The organism is Akkermansia muciniphila (assembly GCF_018709685.1).
Classification (GTDB): Bacteria; Verrucomicrobiota; Verrucomicrobiia; order Verrucomicrobiales; family Akkermansiaceae; genus Akkermansia; species Akkermansia muciniphila_E.
The window spans coordinates 18090-37757 of record NZ_JABDHQ010000006.1; the positions used below are offsets into that span (position 1 = coordinate 18090).

Annotated in this window: 15 protein-coding genes and 2 tRNA genes; 2 read left to right on the plus strand and 15 right to left on the minus strand. The window is 59.6% G+C overall.

The window, feature by feature from the left end; translation table 11 throughout:
* Window positions 1-253 precede the first annotated feature (253 nt).
* The 3 genes from HHJ06_RS05425 to thiS form a co-directional block, all read right to left on the minus strand.
* The gene (locus tag HHJ06_RS05425) at window positions 254-2203 is read right to left on the minus strand and encodes an O-antigen ligase family protein (RefSeq protein WP_215428333.1); all 1950 of its coding nucleotides are present in this window, start codon (window positions 2201-2203) and stop codon (window positions 254-256) included.
* Between the two features lie 249 nt (window positions 2204-2452).
* Complete coding sequence (gene mutL / locus HHJ06_RS05430) at window positions 2453-4312, minus strand: DNA mismatch repair endonuclease MutL (RefSeq protein WP_215428335.1); 1860 nt, start codon at window positions 4310-4312, stop codon at window positions 2453-2455.
* A gap of 58 nt (window positions 4313-4370) precedes the next feature.
* On the minus strand, window positions 4371-4583 hold the full coding sequence (gene thiS, locus HHJ06_RS05435; RefSeq protein ID WP_215428338.1) for a sulfur carrier protein ThiS: 213 nt from the start codon (window positions 4581-4583) through the stop codon (window positions 4371-4373).
* Between thiS and HHJ06_RS05440 the strand changes: the two genes are divergently transcribed.
* Window positions 4582-4857: a hypothetical protein gene (locus tag HHJ06_RS05440; RefSeq protein ID WP_215428340.1), complete on the plus strand. Its 276-nt coding sequence runs from the start codon at window positions 4582-4584 to the stop codon at window positions 4855-4857. The genes thiS and HHJ06_RS05440 overlap by 2 nt on opposite strands.
* On the opposite strand, the gene HHJ06_RS05445 is transcribed toward HHJ06_RS05440, so the two are convergent.
* The 10 genes from HHJ06_RS05445 to kbl form a co-directional block, all read right to left on the minus strand.
* Entirely contained in the window at window positions 4854-6428 is a 1575-nt protein-coding gene (locus HHJ06_RS05445) for a hypothetical protein (protein WP_215428342.1), read from the minus strand. The two genes, HHJ06_RS05440 and HHJ06_RS05445, sit on opposite strands and share 4 nt — an antisense overlap.
* Window positions 6429-6433: 5 nt before the next feature.
* Window positions 6434-6856 (minus strand): hypothetical protein, encoded by a 423-nt coding sequence (locus HHJ06_RS05450; protein ID WP_215428344.1) that lies wholly within the window; start codon window positions 6854-6856, stop codon window positions 6434-6436.
* Between the two features lie 228 nt (window positions 6857-7084).
* Window positions 7085-7549 carry a hypothetical protein gene (locus tag HHJ06_RS05455; RefSeq protein WP_215428346.1) on the minus strand — a complete coding sequence of 155 codons (465 nt, stop codon included), beginning with the start codon at window positions 7547-7549 and terminating at the stop codon, window positions 7085-7087.
* Window positions 7550-7649: 100 nt separating this feature from the next.
* Window positions 7650-7725 (minus strand) — tRNA-Glu (locus HHJ06_RS05460).
* Between the two features lie 22 nt (window positions 7726-7747).
* A tRNA-Cys gene (locus tag HHJ06_RS05465) sits at window positions 7748-7822 on the minus strand.
* A gap of 278 nt (window positions 7823-8100) precedes the next feature.
* A complete protein-coding gene (locus HHJ06_RS05470) occupies window positions 8101-8679 on the minus strand; it encodes a hypothetical protein (RefSeq protein WP_215428348.1) in 579 nt (192 codons plus the stop codon).
* Between the two features lie 84 nt (window positions 8680-8763).
* Window positions 8764-11514: a protein kinase domain-containing protein gene (locus HHJ06_RS05475; protein ID WP_215428349.1), complete on the minus strand. Its 2751-nt coding sequence runs from the start codon at window positions 11512-11514 to the stop codon at window positions 8764-8766.
* Window positions 11515-11752: 238 nt separating this feature from the next.
* On the minus strand, window positions 11753-12523 hold the full coding sequence (locus tag HHJ06_RS05480) for a ParA family protein (protein WP_215428350.1): 771 nt from the start codon (window positions 12521-12523) through the stop codon (window positions 11753-11755).
* A gap of 174 nt (window positions 12524-12697) precedes the next feature.
* The gene (locus HHJ06_RS05485; RefSeq protein WP_215428351.1) at window positions 12698-15337 is read right to left on the minus strand and encodes an SUMF1/EgtB/PvdO family nonheme iron enzyme; all 2640 of its coding nucleotides are present in this window, start codon (window positions 15335-15337) and stop codon (window positions 12698-12700) included.
* Window positions 15338-15351: 14 nt separating this feature from the next.
* The gene (kbl, locus tag HHJ06_RS05490) at window positions 15352-16551 is read right to left on the minus strand and encodes a glycine C-acetyltransferase (RefSeq protein WP_215428352.1); all 1200 of its coding nucleotides are present in this window, start codon (window positions 16549-16551) and stop codon (window positions 15352-15354) included.
* Between the two features lie 401 nt (window positions 16552-16952).
* Here kbl and HHJ06_RS05495 point away from each other — a divergent pair, with 401 nt between their 5' ends.
* Window positions 16953-18116 (plus strand): autotransporter outer membrane beta-barrel domain-containing protein, encoded by a 1164-nt coding sequence (locus HHJ06_RS05495; protein ID WP_215428353.1) that lies wholly within the window; start codon window positions 16953-16955, stop codon window positions 18114-18116.
* A gap of 56 nt (window positions 18117-18172) precedes the next feature.
* On the opposite strand, the gene HHJ06_RS05500 is transcribed toward HHJ06_RS05495, so the two are convergent.
* Together HHJ06_RS05500 and HHJ06_RS05505 are read right to left on the minus strand one after the other, a co-directional pair.
* A complete protein-coding gene (locus HHJ06_RS05500) occupies window positions 18173-18715 on the minus strand; it encodes an 8-oxo-dGTP diphosphatase (protein WP_215428354.1) in 543 nt (180 codons plus the stop codon).
* Window positions 18716-18952: 237 nt separating this feature from the next.
* On the minus strand, window positions 18953-19666 hold the full coding sequence (locus tag HHJ06_RS05505) for a YopT-type cysteine protease domain-containing protein (protein ID WP_215428355.1): 714 nt from the start codon (window positions 19664-19666) through the stop codon (window positions 18953-18955).
* Window positions 19667-19668 lie beyond the last annotated feature (2 nt).

The window sequence follows — 19668 nt, forward strand, 5'->3', positions numbered from 1 at the left end:
TGTGTCCGCAAACTTCCCGGAGACTGGTGGATTTTCAATCCGCAAGGACATGGTGATTCCCTTGTATCCAAGGAGTTGTTCCGTTTTTATTCTCTTCCCGTCATCCCCGCAAGGAGGGGGAGGGAGGAGCCGGATAAGGCTCAAGTAATTTTGCCTTAAATGAATTATTATTGACAACGGATTGAAAATCCGATGAATACATTTATTTAATAAAAATGTAGGGGAAAGGAGAGGCTGCCCATGCCCGGAATTCCTACTTCCGCCAGGAGGAATCGGGAACCGCTCCGCGGGACTGCAGCGTCAGGATCAGCATCTTGAGCTCGCTGAGGCGCAGGTCATGTTCTTTCCTGACTTCGGGGTTCAGGGCTCCGTAAAACAGCCACTGGTCCGTCTGGGCGGACATCAGCTCCTGCGCCGTCAGGGCCATGGACAGGGCCTGCCCCGGAGACCGGGAGGCGGTAACCGCGCTCCAGGAATACAGCATGTTGGTGTAAATGGTGGTCCAGGCGAATATGCGGTCGTCAAACCTGCCGGGCTCCAGATACGGGCGCAGCAGTTTCTCCGCCTCCGTGTAGCGTCCCTGATGGATGTAAAGCAGGCTCTTGGCCGCTGCCATTCCATAATTGCCGGGGCTCAGAAGCTCCGCTTCTTCCTCCTGCCGTTCCAGCTCTCGGAGACGGGCCTGGTCCGGAGCCGGGGAGCTGCCCACGGCGTGCAGGATGCTTCGCCGTACCAGGTCCGGGTCCAGGCTGGCGGAGGCGGCTTCCTCCAGCATGGGGAGCCGTCCGTTGGAGGAGGGCGGGGCGGCGTGCAGGGAGGCCTTCCAGACCGGGAAGGCCAGGAACGCGAAACAAAGGGCAAGCGCCGCCAGCAGAAAGGCCGCGGAAGCCTGGGCCCAGCGTCCGGCGCGCCGGGATGCCTTCACTCTGGAAAGGGAGGCGGTGCAGGTAATGCCGCAGCACAGGGCGCTGGTGCCCAGCAGGGCCGGATTATGCCAGATAAACTCTCCGTAGGCATGGAAGGCGGCGATGCACAGCACGCAGAAGGCCGCGGGCCCCAGGGGATTGGTTCTCTGGTGCTCGCCCGCCAGCCGGAGCACGCTCCGGAACCCGGAAAAGAGGAACAGGGCCAGCAGGGCCAGCATCAGCCCCAGGCCCGCATAGCCGTAATCACAGGCGGCCTGCGCATATTCATGGTGCGCAAAATTGGGGAGGCTGGAGCCGGAGAAAAATTCCGTGGAAAGATTGGTGAACATCCTGCTGCCGTGGCCAGCCCACGGCGCCAGGTCCGCCAGGGCCCACGCCAGCCTGGACAGGTCCAGCCTGCTGCCGAAGGAGAACGTATCCAGCAGGGAACCCAGCTTTCCGGCACCGTTCGCCAGGTCCAGCACGGCGTACGCGGCCCCGAAGAAGAGCAGGAGGATGAACAGGATGGCCGCCGCGTAAAATTTCCTGTTGTTGCGGAAAACGCTGGAGGTATAAATGAAGAAACAGAGGGTGACGCCTGCCAGGGCGTTCGGGAAGGCGGAACGGGAGCCGCAGGTGAAGGAAACGAGGATGAGCGCCAGTCCCGTGAACAGGGCGGCGCCCCATTTCCTGGCGGACGCCACGCTGTAGGCGCAAAGGAAAAAGCCCGTGACGGACAGGAAATGGGCGGAAAAATTCTTGTACCCGAAGAGGCCGATATTGCGCAGCTCCGTGCCGAACAGGGAATAATCCGGCCTGAACCAGGAGGCCTCCGTCCCCGTCAGGTTCTGGTAACCCCACAGCAGCGCATTCAGCAGCCCCAGGGCTGCCGCCAGCACGGGGAGAACGCTCTTCTTCCCGTCGCTCGCTCCGGCATACGCCCCGGCCATGAACATGACCATGGCGGTGGCGATCAGGCCCAGGTCCGCCACGCTCTCATAATAAAACCAGGGGGAAAGCCACGCGCGCAGGAAAAAATAACCGCCCCCCAGCCCAAGAGCCAGCCAGCCTGCCGGGCCGGGACTGGGAATCTTGTCTCCCCGGATGATGCAAAAGCAGAACAGCAGAAGGGCCGCCGCCAGAAGGCAGGCGGGAAGAAAAAGGGTGTGCCATTCCCCCCCCGCGGCAGTCGTCGCCAGGGAAAAGTAAAAAAGGGCCAGAAGCGCTGCCAGAGCCTTTCCGGCAACGGTTTCAGCAATGCGCGGCGCGGGCGGTTTGCTGGGGATAGGGTCTGGCATGGCTGAACGTGGACTGGATGGCGGAAATGCAGGCAGCAGTATAGACGCGGGGAACTCCGTTGCCAAGCGCAAGCTTCCGGGGGAGGCGGGATGTTTTTGGCGTCCTTGTGTAAAACCGGGTACCTTGAGAAGGCAGGGGAAAAGAGGTTATGAGAGGCCTCACCCTGTTGTCGGGAAGCATCCGCCGGAAATGAACCAGCCGCCCTGCCATGAAACGCTACAAGCCTGTTTTGCGGAAAACAGGGCCCCTCACGCCTGGATGCCGAATTTGCGCTTGATCTCCGGAACGGAATAATTAACCAGCGTAGGCTTGCCGCCCGGCGTGCAGTACGGCACCTCGCAGGCCAGCAGTTCTTTCAGGATGGCTGGGGCGCGGTGCGGGGAGATACGTTCCTTCCAGGCGGATTTTCTGGCAATCTCCCCGATGAAGGTTTCATAGGCCATGCGTTTGGCGTTACGGCTGAACTCGGACTGCGTGAGGCGGTCTACCAGTTCCAGAAGGAACGCGCGGGCGTTGTCCAGTTCCAGCAGGGCGGGGAGGGATTCTATCCTGATGGTGTTCTGCCCGAAGGGGGTAACGGTCATTCCGGCCTGGTCAAAATGGGGGGCGACCTGCTGGATAACGGCAAAGTCCCGGGGGTCCAGGTCCAGCATGACCGGGTCCAGCAGCTGCTGGGACGGCATCGGCGCTTCCCGGTGGGCGCGCAGGCGTTCAAAGATGATACGCTCCCGCGCCGCCCTGGGATGCATCAGCACCAGTCCTTCCGGCGTTTCAAACAGGGCGAATTGCTGGCGGAGGGTCCCCAGATAGGTAAATCCGGCGGAGGCGTCCTTCTCCGTGGCTGCCTTTCCGCATGCGCTCCGCGGGGTGCCGCCCTCCGTCTTATTCTGAAAATCCAGCCGCCCCTGGGTGGCGGGAACCTGTTTCAGGGGAATGGGCCGGAGCGGGGGGGCGGGCGCGGTTCCGCGCGTCTGGCTGGTTCCGGAAAGGGGGGAAGCCGTGCCTCCTTTTTCCGGGGAAGGCGGCAGTGGATGGTCCGCCCGGAGAGGTTTTTCCTCACGCGGTGCGGGGAAAGGAGCTTCCGGAAGACGCTTCTCCGTGTCCGGCTCTGCGGCGGGAGCGTGGATTTCCTGGCGGGCGTGTTTCTGGAGGGTGTTGGAGATTGCCTCCACAATGGTGTTCACTACATCCGCGGAACGGCGGAACCGCACTTCCTTCTTGGCGGGGTGCACGTTCACGTCCACCAGGGCGGGCTCCACCTCCATGTACAGGAACAGCGCGGGATGCAGTCCGGTGGGAAAGCCGCCGTAGCCGTCCCGGATGGCCCGGTTGATGAGCTGGTCTTCCACGGGCCGGGTGTTCATGAACACGTACTGCCCTTTTCTGGTGCGCCTGGCTTCGGAAAGCGGGAGCAGGAAGCCCGTGACGGAAATGCCGGGGCCGATGACCGGTTCTACCGGGATCAGGGCCGCCGCCGTGGCCGCATCCGTCAGGGCGGAAATGCGGACGCGCAGGTCTGCCGTGGCCGGCAGGTCAAAAATAAGCTGGTCATCCCGCTTGTAGGTAAAGCGCACCTGGGGGTAAGCCAGGGCATGCAGGCGGAGCTGGTGCTCCACATGGGAGGCCTCCGTCTCTGCGGACTTCAGGAACTTGCGCCGCGCCGGGGTATTGTAAAACAGGTCGGAAACCTCAATGGCGGTGCCGGGGGAGACGCCGGAGCTTCTCGGCTCATGCTCCTGGCCTCCGTCAATGCGTATTTCCCAGCCTTCCAGCGCTTGCGGCTGCCTGGTGCAGAGCTTGAAGCGGGACACGCTGGCGATGCTGGGAATGGCCTCGCCGCGGAACCCCAGGTGAGTAATTTCAAAAAGGTCTTCCAGGGAGGAAAGCTTGCTGGTGGCGTGGCGCTTGGCGCATAGTTGGGCATCTTCCCGGGACATGCCGCTGCCGTCGTCCGTCACCTTGATCAGGCCCACGCCGCCGCGGCGTATCTCCACCCGTATGGCCTTGGCTCCGGCGTCCAGGCTGTTTTCCACCAGCTCCTTCACGACGGAGGCGGGGCGTTCCACCACCTCGCCCGCCGCCACCTGGCTGGCAAGAGTGGAAGACATGACGTGAATGGAGGGCATGGCGGCAGTGGATTGGGAAAGAAGTATCGGAATCAGGGTACTAGCCGCCGGCGACGATGGAGACGATCTCCACCCGGTCTCCGGGAGCGACGGTCACCGCGGGAAAATCCTGCGGAAGGAGGGCTGAGCCATTGTGCTCCACCACCACGGGAGCTCCGTTCATGTTCAGGAGTTCCAGAAGCCGGGAAACGGAACAGGGTTCCGCCAGTCCATACGGGGCTCCGTTCAGCGTGATATCGTTCTGGGCTGCCATGGCGGAAGCCAGTATACCACAATGGGGGAGAGAATCCAGAAACATACCTTGGGGATGGCGTAAAAAAGGCTCCGGTTCAGGGCCGGGGATAAAGAAAAAAGCGGCATCGTGGATGCCGCTGATTTTCCATTTGCCGCCGTTGCCGGCAGCTGGAAGGCTGAAGGTGCACCAAGGAGCCGGACCCGGTTGGTGCCTGTTTATTGATATTTACCTCACTATTTCAGCGGTGGGGGGTATCAAAAACTGTTTTCCCGGGGAACTCGCCGTTGTTTAAGCTGATTGAATAATCTTGACCACGGCTGCCTGTCCGTAATGGTGGGCGACGAATGCCCATACCTCTCTGGCAGCTCCGGTGGTGTTGGCCGCCAGCGTCAGAGTGACCTGGCCGCCGCCGGAAGGTATCTGTTCGGTAGACTGGGTGCACCATACGGCGGCGGGGTCATGCCCGCACATGGTGTCGTTGATCACGTATAGGTCCTCCGCCAGCGTGGACGATACCGTTAGCGTTACCTCCCCTCCTTCTGCCGATACTTCCAGTGCTGATGCTGCCACTTCCGGCACGGGTTTGGGCGTTGCCCCGTCCATCACCACGCGCCCCATGATGGATCGTACATTGTTGACTCCCAACGTGGGGGTTGCGTCAATCCTCATGCCTCCCATCCGCAGCCCTACTTGAAAGGTACTGCTTACCTCGTGCGCCTTGGCTTTTGCCGTGACGCAGGCTGTGTGACCAGACCCGCAGAACAAGGATGTCATCGGCATGACATATTTGCTGTCAACAAACAATTCCCACCTATTCATCGTGTTTTCGTGGTCGGTCTCTGCACGGGGAGCCATTGCCACGGACACATAGGTTGTATTGTACACGGACGGCGGCACCAGAGCCCACACATACTGCTGGTCGCCAAGGTCGCGCCCGTAATCCGTCCCCCGGATTAACATGGACTTCGTGTTGCCTAGATACCTTGTGCCGTATAACGTCACCTGCCAGGCGGGTGACATGTCTCGGTTGATGTAATTATTGGTTGCGTTTAGCAACGGATATCTGTAATCCGCTTCGGCATGATTGAAATCTATCCAATGGATAGGGTGAGCATAACAGGCCGCCGCCGGGGTCGTTGTTGATGCGTACCCCTGGGACGTGCTGCCCAGCAGGATAGACGCCTTGTCAGAGACGATAACCCGCCACACAACTGCGGAGGCATAATTACTGTTGCGGTAATCGCCCAGGTAGGCAAATTTCCATGCGCCCGTAGATTCACCAATCAGGGAAATACCGGAGGCCGGCGTCATGGTAATCAGAAAATCGTGCAGATCGTTTTCAAAAATTCCTTCCTTTATGGACGCATTAGCCGTTCCCACATGATAAGACGTGGCCAGTTGAATCTGCCGCACCAATGTTGTCACCCATGACGGGATCATTGTATCTATGTAGCTATTCATCTGCCGCCAGTCATTAGCGGTCTGCTGCTCTATCAATGCCTCGTAAGACAGGGCTTCCTGTGCCGTGGAGGGCAGTGGCACGCGCACACCCCCGTTGGCATTGATAGCTTCCGCCGCAGTCAGGCCGCCGTCCAGCGTCATATTGCCCGCTTTATCCGTCAGCTTGTCCTGCTTGCCGTTCCATGTTTCACGCTCTTTCCCTGTTATGTGGACTGCGGCATCATTCTTGTGTGCGTCAAACACAGACGTATCGGCTTTTGTAGAAAGAGCGGAAGCATCGGCTTTAGCGTTCCACGCGGTCCGCTCCTCCTCCGTAACATGTACGGTTACATTTTCCGTATGCTCCTTCAATTCATTCAAAGAGGCCAGGAGAGTTCCGTTGATAGAAGTAATTTTATTCATGATTGTTATTCTTTGTTATTGTTTGTCGTGAAGTGGTTGAATAATGCCACTACCGCCCTGTCCACTATCGTGGACTCCGAATCATCCTGACTGGTGAAAAGCCTGCGTCCTCCCCCGGCATTGACTGCTTCCACGGTCAACGCAACCGCATCCCTGAATTCCGGGAATACTTCCCCTTCCTCCGGGAGTGGGTTGACGATGGCCTGGCTCAGCCGCACCCAGACTTGAAGCGCTTTCCAATTGTCGGATAAAACGGCAAGGTGTGATGCCACTTCATTGAAAGTTTCTGCCTGTTCCTGGGAAATATCATCCTGTGTGAAACGTCGGGACTTAATGAAGCCGTTCTTGTCCGCGAATACGGCTGTCAAGATAAGCTTTCCCCAGTTGACGGATTCGGGAAACTGGGATTGTAATTGTACGCTATTCAAAAATTATTCCGTTGGTTATTCAGCTGCGCTGATCGGGGTCCAGCTCGTAGCACACGCAAGTATTGCTGCCGATGCCGTTAAGCACCGTCGGGGACTCCAACCGGAGCAAGCCCCTCTAATAGCGTATCAATGTACAAGACAGGTGCGGCATTTGCCTGATAGGTATCCCCTGATGTCCGCCAGCTTAACAACCGTATCTGCCTTCCGGGAAAGCGGGAAAGGACAAAATTACTTCGTTGGATACCTCCTCTTACTCAATAATCTTGAAATCTGCAGGAACAACCAGCTTCGGGTCCAATCAATCAATTTGGTTCCCGAATTGTCCGTGTAATTCTTGGAAAGAGGGTTGAGATGAATAAGCTTACGGTCAACCGCCACGTTGAACGCGCCGGATAGCGTAGATACGTACCGGATCATCGTGCCGGTGGAAACCCGTTCAAGTTCACGCTCCACAAAGTCCTTTGCCATTCCTTTGTTCACGGCGGTGAGCACCATGTTGCGCCCGTCCCCAGGAAGTCCAGGGAGTGATTCAAGCAGGAACTTTCCCGCGGACAATCCGTTGCGGCCAGCCTCCCACGCTGTCGCACCTTCACTGGAACTCTTTGCCATCCAGGGAGTGGACAGCGGTATCCATTTATTACCTCGGTTGATGATGCCTACTATACTGTACAGTTTTTGAACCGTGTACAACATACGGCACAGTTATCTTTTTTCCGTCCGCTTCCGGCGGTTCTCTCCAAAATAGAAAAAGCCTGATAAAATCAGGCTTTTTTCTTTCCACTTTTTTTGGGAGTGGCATCGCGTACGGGACTCGAACCCGTGTTGCCCGCGTGAAAGGCGGGAGTCCTAGACCGCTAGACGAACGCGACTTGAACAGGTTTTACAGCATCTTGGAGGCGGGGGCGGGAATCGAACCCGCGAATAACGATTTTGCAGACCGTTGCCTTACCACTTGGCCACCCCGCCGCTGATGTTGTGCGCGGATACTAGGGGAAAGAACCGCGGGTGTCAATCTCGTTTTTGGAAAAGATGCCTTGTTTCTGCGGAAGGCTGCGGGAGAATCCGGCCAGCTTTCTCCGGGAAAATACGGATTAAAGCGGGATGATGGGGGGCGGCTCTTGAATGGCGCGGCCAGGAGGTTCCATAGAAGAACGTATAAAGGCCTGCGGTGCTTCCTGGCCTTTATTGAAAATCAACCCGGGCCGGGGAGAAATGCCCTTTTCCGTCCGTACTCAAGAGAGCAGTCAGCGGTTGGACAGCAGTTGCTTCATGTCCGGGAGACGGAAGTGCAAAGGGGGAAGTTCCGTTTCCAGGGCGGCTGCTTTTTCCTTCCGCAGGGTTTCCGCCCGTTCTTCCAGTTGGCGGGCTGAGGCCAGGATTTTGCGTATTTCCTGCCGCCCGCGGCCTATGTGGGAGGCGGCGCGGGCCGGGTCAGGAGTGAATTCCGGACCTCCCTTGAGGTATTTTTCAAAGTATTGCTGGTAGCGTTCCGCCAATTCCCGCCCCTTGGCAAAGAGCTGGCGGTCTTCCTCCACGTAGGCCACCACGGCGGGGTCCACGTCTTTCGTGCTCAGGTCCGCCAGTTCTTCATCCCGCTCCCGCAGCAGGTCCGCCGCGTCCTTACTGCTTTCCGCCAGGCCCGGAAGGGTGGGGTTCTTTTTCAGTTTAAGGAGGCGCTGCACCAGCGCGTCGCTCTTTTCCGAGTATTCCGTATTGATGTCAGCCGCTTTTTTCCAGTAGGAAACGGTAGGGTCACCGCAGGAGGTCATCAGTAGTGCGGCCGCCACAGGGAGCATGCGGCGAAGGAAGGTAAGGGAAGTCATGTTGCCTTTGTAGCATTCCCAAGGATGGAAGCAAGGATGTTTTATGAATCCTTCTACGCGGATCGGAGTGGAAGACGCTGTCCGTCAGTTGGTTCCATTTCTGGAACGTTTCTTTTCCGCGGGGGGTGGCATTTCCACCACGCCGCTGCTGGCTCCGGGCGTCAGCAGGATTTCCACCTCCAGAGGGAGGGTGGTATCCGCCAGCAGTCCTTCCGGGATGGAGATGCCGATGGGGGCGGAGCTTTTGCCGGGCAATACTTCCTGGGGGGAGATGATGTCCAGAATGAGGCGCCCGTGCTGGAGAATGTTGATCTTGCTGATGGAGAAGGCGTCTTTCATGCCTGTGTTATGCAACGTGACGCCCTTGAGCTGGGTGGGGGCAAACGGTCCCGGAATGGTGAACCGCAGGATGGTGGATTCTCCTGAAGCGAGCGGCAGGGGGAGCCAGTACGCCGCAATGTCCGCCCTGGGGTTCAGGCTGTCCGTGAGGTAGCCGGAGCCGTTGAGGCGTTCCATCATGAGGTGGGAAAGTTCCGAGGAAGCGGGCACGCCCCACCCCTGTGAGTACATGAGGGAGAGCAGGTACATGGCCTCCTGGTCCCGGTACTGGACGGCCATTCTCAGGAACCGCGCCGCCTGGGCGTAATCCCGTGACGCCAGCGGGGGCTGCTGGGGCAGGCGGGGGAAGTAGGAGGGGATGTCCATGAGTAGGATGCCCAGCTCCTTCATGGCCTCGTAGCATCCTCCGGTGGCGGAACGGTAGAGCCATTCCACGCCTTCTTCAGGCCGGGGGCCTCCGGGGCAGTCCGGAGACATGAGGGCTTTCCCCAGTACCTGCTGGGCAATGGGGTAGCCGGCTCTGGCCAGTTGCTCCAGGGCCGCCAGCGTGTCCGGCGTGGCGTCCGCATGGTTCAGGACGTCTCCGTGGCCCGGTGTTGGCGTAGTGACTGCCGCCACCAGCCCCTTGTAAACCGGGTCATGCAGCAGGGCAGGCTCCGGCGCAGGCGGCGCGGCAATGAAACGGATTTTGGGGAACGCCTCTTCCGTGCGTTCCGTCTCGCTTTTGAAACAGGCCATTTGCATGGGAACGGTCTTGTGCGCGGCGGTTTCAAAGGTGTACGTGTAAACACGGTCCGTGGACAGTTCCGGGAGGGACGGGAAGAAGAACGTGCTGGTGGACTGTCCCGGCACCGTGAAGGAGGGGACCGGGTTGACGGAGCGGTCCACGAGGGCGCCGTTGGAGTCCCGGATAGTGAGGTGAATTTCCTCGCCGCCGGAGGGCGGCGTGATTTGAAGATAAATGCAGGAGATGCGCAGTTTTTCCGGCAGGATGGAGGGGAGGCCGGAGCGGGTGAGGATCGTGTCATCAAGGCGCAGGTGGAATTCCTGGAGCGTCCGCGGTTCCAGCGCCGCGTCTTCCGTCATTTTAAGTTCCGGAATGCGGATGGACGCCAGGTCCCTGGGTGGGGCCGTCAGTTCCCGTCCATTGGAATTGGCGGCGGGCTGCTGGATGGCTTCCTTGATGGTGTTGATGGTGGTGCCCATGGGGGCCTTCTTCAGGTAGTCCGTCAGGTAGACCGCTCCGGCGGCCAGCAGAAGGGTGCAGGCGCTGCCCACCATCAGGTACATCATGTGGCGGTTGCGGCGGAGGGTGCGTGCCGACAGCCTCCGGGAGGGGGAATGGAGGCCGCCCGGGCTGGCGGCGGGATTGTTGTTCCCGGATTTTTTTTCAGCGCAGGGGCGCGGCATCCCTTCCGGATGGATGTAGTGGATGTCTGCCGGGGACAGGTGGATGGTGGCGGAGGATTCCTCTCCGGAAATGGCGCAGATGTCGTGAATCCATTCCCGGGCGTTCTGGTAGCGGCAGTTGATCTGGGGGGAGAGCGCCTTGTCCAGGGACAGCAGGAACTGCCGGGAATAAAAGCGCGTGAGCACGGGATCACTGTGCAGGGGCTGCATGCCGTCTTCCGCCAGGCGCACTTCCGCCCGTTCCGGCGGGTGGCCCGTGAGCAGGGCGTAAAAGGTGGCGCCCACGGAATAAAGGTCGCTCCAGGGGCCGATGTTCGTTTTTCCCAGAGCCTGTTCCGGGGAGGAATACCCCTGGGTGGTCAGGACGGTGGCGGCGTGCAGCTTCAGGGCATGGCGCGCCGCGCCGAAGTCGATCAGCACGGGCGTGCCCTCCTCCGTCAGCAGGATGTTGCCGGGCTTGATGTCACGGTGGTAGATGTGCCGGGAATGGAGGTAGTCCAGGATACGGAGCAGGCGCGTCAGCAGCCCCTTGAGTTCATCCTCCGTGTAACGGTGGCCCGTGCTGTGGAGCTTTTCCCCCAGAAAGTCCAGGGAGAGCCCGGTGATGTGCTCCATGGCGAAGTAGGCCGTGCCGTTGGCTTCAAAGACGGACAGGATTCTGACGATGCCGGGATGGTTGAGTTCCGCCAGCGTCTGGGCCTCACTCAGGAAGCTTTTCAGGGCCCAGGTGTAATTTTCCAGGTCGTGTTCATTGTTGGGGCGGATGTGCCCGGTCAGCGGGTCCCGGTAGGAGCAGCTGGAGGGAAAGTTTTCCTTGATGACCACGTTGCGGTTCAGGAACAGGTCCTTGGCCAGATAAGTGATGCCGAAGCCTCCGCTGCCCAGGACGCGGATGATTTCATACTGTTCCAGGCGCGTGCCGGGCGCCAGTTCCCTCTGGTAGACGAAAAAAGCGCCTTTTTCTTCCGCATGGGGAAGAGGGGGGCGGCCGGGCAGAATCTGTTCCAGGCCTGTCGTCGGTGCGGGAGGCGGGACTTGCCCTGTCGTCCGGGGCTGGTCATCTGGATGGCCTTCTTCTGCTGGCATGAGGGAAAGTTCCTGAAGCGGAAGCTACGGGCATTCTCATATGCCGGGTGCGGCAAGTCAAGGTGAATGCCTGTTTTCCTGCGTTCAGGGCTGCCGGCTCCCGGAGGGGTGCCCGGAATGGCGCAAGTTAAGTGGACGGAACAGGCTTACGGGGCGGGGTGGAGGCTTCTTTCTGCCTTGTCCTTCCGTTCGCCTCATCCATGAAATTCATTCCTGTGGAAGCCGTCCTTTCACGTGTTCAGGGCTTGTGGCGCCTGATGAATTCCCGTGCGGCCTTCAGATAGGCGTCCGCCGCCGTGCCGGAAGGATCATGTTCAAAGATGGTATGGCCGAAGCTGGGCGCCTCCCCGAGCCGGATGGAGCGGGGAATAACCGTCTTGTACAGCATCTGGGGCAGGTGTTTTTCCACCTGGTCAATGACCTGGCGGGAGAGGTTGGTGCGGCCGTCATACATGGTCATCAGCACTCCTTCATGCCTGATGCGGGGATTGGCTCCGCTGGCGCAGATCTGCGCCGTCACGTGCAGGATTTTGGCCAGCCCTTCCAGCCCGAACCATTCGCATTGCAGGGGCGTCAGCACTTCGTCGCAGGCGGCAAGGGCGGAAGTCATCAGGACGCCCAGCGAGGGCGGCGTATCCATGATGCAATAGTCGTACGCTTCCGACTCCCGCAGGGGGGCGAGCGTTTCCCGGAGCCTGGTCAGGTGGTTGCCGGACCGGGCCAGCTCTATTTCCACGCCGGCCAGGTCCATGGTGGAGGGAATGATGTCCAGCCGTTTTCTGCCGGAAGGCACAATGCACTCTTCCGCCGGAAGCTGGCCGAGCAGGGCCGGATACAGGCTGGGCATGTCTTTTCCGTCAATGCCCATGCCGCTGGTGGCATTGGCCTGCGGGTCCAGGTCAATGACAAGGATTTTCTTCTTCAGCTGGGCCAGGGCGGCGGCCAGGTTGATGGCCGTGGTGGTTTTTCCCACTCCCCCCTTCTGGTTGGCGATGGCGATGATTTTCATTCGGGAAAAGGGTGCGGGGAAAAGGTAGCATAACGGGAGGCCCTTTCAACCATTTTCCCGGAGAGGCCGGGCGGCCTGCCGGCTGCAGCGGGCCTTCCCCTTTCGGGAACGGCTTGTTGCGTGGAACGGAGGAGCAGGGGAAATCTGCTCCTGCGGAGGTGGCGCGCCCCGGCGTCAGGGGGCCGTGGGGGCGGCGGGACGGTCGGAAGACAGGATGAGGCGGAAGCCGAGCGCGTTATCCCGTGTGTTTTCCGGCAGGGGGGTGCGGATGGAAGTAGTGAGCTGCTTGGGGCGGAAGGAGAGGTAGCTGCCTCCGCGGGCTACGCCGTAGTTGCGGATGGGGAGGGATTCCGGCCCTCCGTAGGAATCGTCCACCCATTCCATGACGTTCCCCTCCAGGTCATACAGGCCCAGGTGGTTGGGCGGGAAGGTCTTCACGGGCGCCGTATACGGCTGTCCGTCCTCATACCCCACGATGACGCGGGAGGAAGGAAGGTAAATCAGGGCGGACTGGTCCGCAAAATTGCCTGTTTTATCCGGCGGCGGCCATGAGTAACCCCACGGGAACACCTCCCGGGAGTTTTCATGAGGCAGCGTCTTTTCATACGGGGAGGACCCCTTTTCATCCGTCAGGCGCACCCAGGAGCTCCATTCCTCGTCCGTAGGCAGGCGGTAGGAATCGTGCTGGTCAATCAGCCCCTGGGCCCGTTCCTTGTTGGTAAGCCAAGTGGCAAAGGCGCGCGCGTCCTGCCTGCTGACGTTCACCACCGGGTGGTTCTCCCCCTGGGGGAAGCCGGGCCGGGCCGGAGCTTTCCTCCCCGTGGCTTTCAGGAACTGCTGGAAATCCTTCACGCGCACCTCATGGGACATGACCAGGACGTTTCCCCCTACCGGGGCCATCTGCATGCCCAGGCTGTTGGTCCAGGGTGAGCCGAAGATCACGGATTTGTCCGGCTCCAGCTGGAGGGAAAGGTATAAATCCTGCGGGTCCAGCCCCCGGCGCCGCATGGTGGCATGCCCCGGCAGTTTGATTTCAATCACGTAGGGTACCTGGTTGACGTATTCCTCAATGGGCGTGCGGCCAATGAGCCTGTTGTTGAAAAAGACGCTGGCTCCCGGCGGATTGGTGGTGACGGTGATGGGAACCTGGAACACGCGGGTGACGTTCAGGACGTAGGCGCTGTGGCCGTCCGTGCCTCCGGATGTTTGCGGCAGGGGGTCCGCATTGATGGAGAATTCCTTGCCCAGCAGCCCCTCCCGTTCGCATTTCTTGTTCAGCCATGCCAGGTAGGCCGTGATGCCGTCCTGTGTGAGCAGGGCCACGTCCTTTTCCGGATGGCCCGGTTCCGTCTGTTCCCGCTTCATCTGGTAGTTCCCCTTCTGGCGGTCCTCCTTCAGGAACTTGTTGAACAGGGCGGCGGTGAGGGGGCCTTGCGCCACGTGGCGCGTTTCCGCGGGCAGGTACGTGACTCCCTCCGTATCCTTCCACGGCTGGCTGTCCGTGGGGGGATGGTACTCCTTCAGCACGCCGCCCAGGGCCAGCGTGGAACCGCCCTTGACGGTGCCCGCCTCCTCCTTGTCCGCGAAGCCCGATTTCTTGATGGTATAAGCCACGGAAGCGCCGGAGGGCAGCTCAATGGGGCCGTAGGGCGTTTCATCCAGGTAATTGCCGTCCGCATCATATACGGATGCTCCCGCCGGGGAGCTGGTCACCAGAACGTACCCGGTCCGGGATTCCTCCTCCGGGGTGGCGGCCTGGGGGTCCTGGCGGACGTCTGCGGCGGGTTCTTCCGGAAGATGCTGGCTGTTGTTGAGCCACAGGGCCCCCCAGTACGCGGTGAAAGCCCCGGCTACGGCCGCGGCCAGCAGCTGGAGGGTGCGCCTGAGCTTGCGGCGCTTCTTTTTCTTATGAAGGCGGAAGCGGGAAGGTACTTCATACCCCCGCAGGGCGTCTATCTTTTCCGCCAGTTCTTCCGCGGAATCAATGGTGCACTCCTCCACGCGGGGTTCCGCCGCCTGGCAGATGATCGTGTTGAACGCCTGCCACTTCTTGCGCACGGTGCCTTCCGGCAGGTCATCCGGAAGTTCGGGAAAATCCATGCGGTCCTTTCCCGTGCTGATCTCATATAAAACCTTGGCCAGGGCGTAAACGTCCGCCCGCCGGGTGCCGGGGCCGTCCGGGGGGATGAACCCCTCCGTGCCCACAAAGCTGCGCTGGTCCAGATGGGCCACCAGGCCGATGTCCGCCAGCTTGGGCCGCCCGTTGACGAAGATGACGTTCGCCGGCTTGATGTCCCGGTGCGTCAGGTTCTTGCTATGCAGGTACAGCAGGGCGTGGGCCAATTGGCTGCCTACCTCCAGGCAGTAATCCAGCGGCAGGGGCTTGTTGCCGGAAAACTTCTTGTCCGTCTGGAGCGTGCGGGGAATATACTCGTCCGGCGTGATATGGACGCCCGTGCGGGCGTCGTCGCCCAGCTCCATGACGTAATAGTAAAACGGGGAATCCTGGTCGTGCCTCCCCACGTGCAGGATGTGGACCAGCCCCGGATGGTTGCGGGCAATGGGCTCATACTGCAGGATGCCCTCAAACTCCCGGTTGAAGGTGCGCTCGTCCTCAAAATCCTCCCTCCAGACGATTTTTACGGCGCGCCATGCCCCGGTCAGGGAGCGGGCCAGCCAGACCTCCCCATACGCGCCGCTGCCTATCTGGCGGACGACTTCATGGTCCGGGATGGAAGGAGTGGGACGCACCACCCGCTTGACGGGCAGCGTCGGCAGATTGCCGCCGGGCATGGGTGGTGCGTCCGAAGTCATGGGGGATGCGGGAATCAGGAAATAACTCCCAAGTTCTTGCCCACCTTGCAGAAAGCTTCAATCGCCTTGTCCAGTTGTTCGCGCGTGTGGGCGGCGGAAATCTGCGTGCGGATGCGGGCCTGGCCCTTGGGAACGACGGGGTAGAAGAAGCCGACGGCGTATACGCCCTCGTCCAGAAGCTGGGCGGAGAATTTCTGGGACAGCACGGCGTCCCCCAGCATCACCGGGGAAATGGGGTGGTCCTTGCCGCCGATGGTGAAGCCGGCGGACGTCATGGCGTCACGGAAATACCTGGTATTCGCTTCCACGCGGTCGCGAGCTTCCGTGGAACCTTCCAGCAGGTCCAGCACCTTGATGGAGGCGGCCACGATGGCCGGGGCCACGCTGTTGGAGAACAGGTACGGGCGCGCCTTCTGGCGCAGGATGTCCACCACTTCCTTAGGTCCGGAAACGTAGCCGCCGGAAGCGCCGCCCAGGGCTTTCCCCAGAGTGCCGGTGGTGATGTCTATGTTGCCGAACAGGCCGCAATGTTCGTGCGTGCCGCGGCCCCTCTTGCCCAGGAAGCCCGTGGCGTGGCAGTCGTCAAAGTGGACGATGGCGTTGTACTTGGCGGCCAGCTCGTGAATCTTGTCCAGCTGGGCGATGATGCCGTCCATGGAAAACACGCCGTCCGTGGAAATCAGCTTCACGCGGGCTCCGGCGGCGTCCGCTTCCTGGAGCTTGGCTTCCAGGTCCGCCATGTCGTTGTTGGCGTAGCGGAAGCGCTTGGCCTTGCAGAGGCGCACGCCGTCAATGATGGAGGCGTGGTTCAGGGAATCGGAAATGATGGCGTCATCCGCGGTCAGGAGGCCTTCAAACAGGCCGCCGTTGGCGTCAAAGCAGGAGGGAAACAGAATCGTGTCTTCCGTGCCCAGGAACCGGGAAAGGCGTTCCTCCAGCTGGCGGTGCAGGGTCTGCGTGCCGCAGATAAACCGGACGGAAGCCATGCCGAAACCCCATTCGTCAATGGCTTTCTTGGCGGCCTCCATCACTTCCGGATTATTGGCCAGGCCCAGGTAATTATTGGCGCACATGTTGATGACGGAGCGTCCGTCCTTCAGCGTCACCTGGGAATACTGCTGGGAGGCGATGAAGCGTTCTTCCTTGTACAGACCTTCCGCACGCAGTCCGTCCAGGGTGGAAGTGAGGATGTTTTTGAATTCAGGGGTATACATGTCGAATAATGGAATATGAATTGAAATAGCCAGCAAGTGAACGATCAAGGATCACACGGTTGCTCCCGCACCTTTATCATTATTGGCCCGTGAAGAAAAGCTTAAAGAACACAAATTGAAGGCCGGGAGAGGACGGAACGGAGAAGCGGAAAACCTCCGTTGACCGCGTGGTGACGGCGAAGACGGGAGCCGCCCGGGGAGGGGCGTGCCCTGAAAGAAAAAAACGGGAAAACATGAAAACCCGCACCAGTACGGGATGCGCCTGGGACAGGCGGGAACGGGAAGGGAGGACTTCCCCGGACTCCGGGAAATACATTTGATACACAAAACGGGAGCCAGGGCGCGCTTGAAAAATGAAGGCCGGAGCCAGCCTCCGGCCATTGAACCCATCATACCCGACCATGAAACTATCCCGTATCTCCTTATGGAGCCTGGCCCTGGCAGGATGCCTTCCTGCCGTGCGCGCCGAATCCTGGAACCAGTTCCCGGAAAGCGGTCCGGAAACCACGCTGGACTCCATGTGGGCGTCCGCGGCCTATGTGCAGACGCTGGTGGAAGCCTCCTCAGCCCAGATAAATATCTCCCGTTTTCAACAGAAAGGGCCTTCCAACCTGTGGGCGGGCGCGCTGGGCAGCTTTGGCGATGGCGGCGTCCGGAACAATCAGCCTTCTTTTGACTACGCCGCCGCCGGCTACGCGCTGGGATATGACTACGGCACGTATGGAGAAAAATCCGGTTCCCTGCTGGGGCTGGCGTTCGGGCAATTGTTCGGGCACCAGAACATTCAGGAAATGCCGGACTATCCGGACGGCCCCATGGAGGGGGACCGCTTCCGGCAGTCTGCGTGGATGGCCAACCTGTACGGCGCCTACTTCCGGGAAACGGGGCCGCGGTCCAGCCTGCTTCTTGCCGCGAATGCGGCCTTCGGCAGTACGGAAAACAAATGCCGCCACAACGATGCGTGGGGAAACGCCTCCAGGTGGGACTCGGAAACGTTCCAGGCGGGTCTTTCCGCCTCCTGGCGCTATCAGGTGACGGACTCCTTCAGCGTTACCCCCTTTATGGGAGTGACGTATGTGCATGGAGCCAACAAGGTGAAAAGGGATGATCGGGGCGGCGGCGGCGATTCCTCCTGGTGGGGGGATTACTGGTGGGATGACGACGATTGGGATGATGGCTGGGACGACGATGACTACAACCAGAGGCGGGACAACCGGGGAACGTTTGACAATGTGTCCCTGGCGATGGGGGTGACGCTGGAACACGTCCTCCGTCTGTCCGGAAACACCATATGGATCAATGCCCTGTCCGGGAGCTACTGCCCGGACGTCTACCGGAACGATCCCCATTACACGTTCCGCGATGGCTGGTGGGAAGGGGATGAATACCGGGAATCCCGGTATAAGGGGAAGGGCTATTCTCCCGGAAAGCAGTCATTCAAGGTCAAACTGCTGTCCAGGATGGTCTTCAATGACAGATGCTCCGTCTTCGCCTCCTACCAGGCGCATTTCAGGGAATCCCTTCTGGAGCATCAGGCCGCTCTGGGCGTCTCCCTCTCCTTCTGAACACGGAGGCTTCCGGGGGAAGCCGGATGGACACGTGCGGCTTCTCCCCGGATGGCTCAGACGGAAGGGATGGAAGCCTGTGTTTCCTTGCCGGAGCAGTCCCCAGTGGTCAGGCAGAATTCCAGCATCCGGTCACCTTCAAACGTGAAAAATGCCTCAAACTGTTTCCCGTCCAGCATGGCGGGAAGCCAGAATCGGTCGTCCTGCCACATGAGATCGTAGGGAATCTCGTCCACCGGGCACCAGAAAGGCTCTGCTTCCGGGGTTTCCGATGGAGCGCCATGGAAGGAAGAAGCCATGAACACGTGGCAGCGGATTTCCGGAATGGTGCCGCACGTGAAGGAAAAATTCAGCACGCCCATTTCCCGGGCGTCCGCAATGTCAATGCAGAGTTCCTCACGGACCTCCCGCAGCACGCACTGGAGGGCCGTTTCCCCCGCCTCAAACTTTCCGCCGGGACCGTTGACCTTCCCCGCGCCAATTCCCCTCTTCTTGCGTATCAGGAGAATCCTTCCGTCCTGCACCACAAACATCAGGGTGGCGAGAATATCGGGGGTCCACTGGGCGGGCCATTGAAAGCCGCTGCTTCTCTCTTGCATGGGCGCATGTTACAGGATGGGAGGGAAATCATGAAGAAAAATGAAAAATAAACCCGGTTGCCGCCAGTTCCGGGACATGGTTTCGTATCGGTGAGTCAGAAGGGCACGGATGAAGACTTGCCGGTTATGGAAAAGGGAAATCCCTCTCAACTTCTCATGGAAGTCGAGAGGGATTACCGTCAGGAATTTTTCTCCTGCTGCGGAGGACCTATCCCGTGAATGGGCGGCAGTTTTTCCTTAATAAAAAACATCCAGGTGAAAGCTTTTGTTAAACCGGCCTTGGTAACAATGAACAATGGTCAGGAACGCCTCTTTGAGTTCCCCCGGCAGATCGGTTTTGCTGCCGCATTCCAGAACGAAGAAGTTGGGGTCAAAAATGTGCACCTTTCCCTTTTCGTTGTGAATGCCGATGGCATGTCCATTGGGGCCCGCTCCAAAAATGTCCAAAATCGTGTAGGTGACGTCCTGTTGTAAAATCTTGGAAATAGCGTAATCAATAAAATTATTTTGGAAGAAGTTTGCTGGAACAGTCTCGTTATGAAGCATTTCCATCTTCCCTTCGATAACCATTTTTTCACGGCTACGGACAATGACATCCGCCATGTCGTTTTGTTCATGGAAAACGGAGGCTTTTGCCGCGTATCCCTCTCCATAAATAAGGGGAGCTTTTGAAATGGGCTGATTGCGGGGCGGACTGATGCTGTGTTCAATATCGGTCCAGAATTGATTTTCTTCATGACGATGGCATGCAATGAGCCAATAAGTGACCAGGCCCAGACATATTCCGGAAGGATAAATATTCCCTGTCTGGCTGATCAACTGCCCCTGGCTGAATGATTTTATTGTTTTCATGATTCTTCTTAATGAAATGGTTGAGAGCGCATCATTCCATGAAGAAGAGGCGGAGAACATGATGGTTTTCCCAGATGGAAAATCAACTTTCCGGAACATGG

Bases quoted from the DNA above. Each gene is read 5' to 3' on its own strand.
- HHJ06_RS05425 (WP_215428333.1), bottom strand. From the start codon at position 2,203: ATGCCAGACCCTATCCCCAGCAAACCGCCCGCGCCGCGCATTGCTGAA.
- mutL (WP_215428335.1), bottom strand. From the start codon at position 4,312: ATGTCTTCCACTCTTGCCAGCCAGGTGGCGGCGGGCGAGGTGGTGGAA.
- HHJ06_RS05440 (WP_215428340.1), top strand. From the start codon at position 4,582: ATGGCGGAAGCCAGTATACCACAATGGGGGAGAGAATCCAGAAACATA.
- thiS (WP_215428338.1), bottom strand. From the start codon at position 4,583: ATGGCAGCCCAGAACGATATCACGCTGAACGGAGCCCCGTATGGACTG.
- HHJ06_RS05445 (WP_215428342.1), bottom strand. From the start codon at position 6,428: ATGAATAAAATTACTTCTATCAACGGAACTCTCCTGGCCTCTTTGAAT.
- HHJ06_RS05455 (WP_215428346.1), bottom strand. From the start codon at position 7,549: ATGTTGTACACGGTTCAAAAACTGTACAGTATAGTAGGCATCATCAAC.
- HHJ06_RS05470 (WP_215428348.1), bottom strand. From the start codon at position 8,679: ATGACTTCCCTTACCTTCCTTCGCCGCATGCTCCCTGTGGCGGCCGCA.
- HHJ06_RS05475 (WP_215428349.1), bottom strand. From the start codon at position 11,514: ATGCCAGCAGAAGAAGGCCATCCAGATGACCAGCCCCGGACGACAGGG.
- HHJ06_RS05480 (WP_215428350.1), bottom strand. From the start codon at position 12,523: ATGAAAATCATCGCCATCGCCAACCAGAAGGGGGGAGTGGGAAAAACC.
- HHJ06_RS05485 (WP_215428351.1), bottom strand. From the start codon at position 15,337: ATGACTTCGGACGCACCACCCATGCCCGGCGGCAATCTGCCGACGCTG.
- kbl (WP_215428352.1), bottom strand. From the start codon at position 16,551: ATGTATACCCCTGAATTCAAAAACATCCTCACTTCCACCCTGGACGGA.
- HHJ06_RS05495 (WP_215428353.1), top strand. From the start codon at position 16,953: ATGAAACTATCCCGTATCTCCTTATGGAGCCTGGCCCTGGCAGGATGC.
- HHJ06_RS05500 (WP_215428354.1), bottom strand. From the start codon at position 18,715: ATGCAAGAGAGAAGCAGCGGCTTTCAATGGCCCGCCCAGTGGACCCCC.
- HHJ06_RS05505 (WP_215428355.1), bottom strand. From the start codon at position 19,666: ATGTTCCGGAAAGTTGATTTTCCATCTGGGAAAACCATCATGTTCTCC.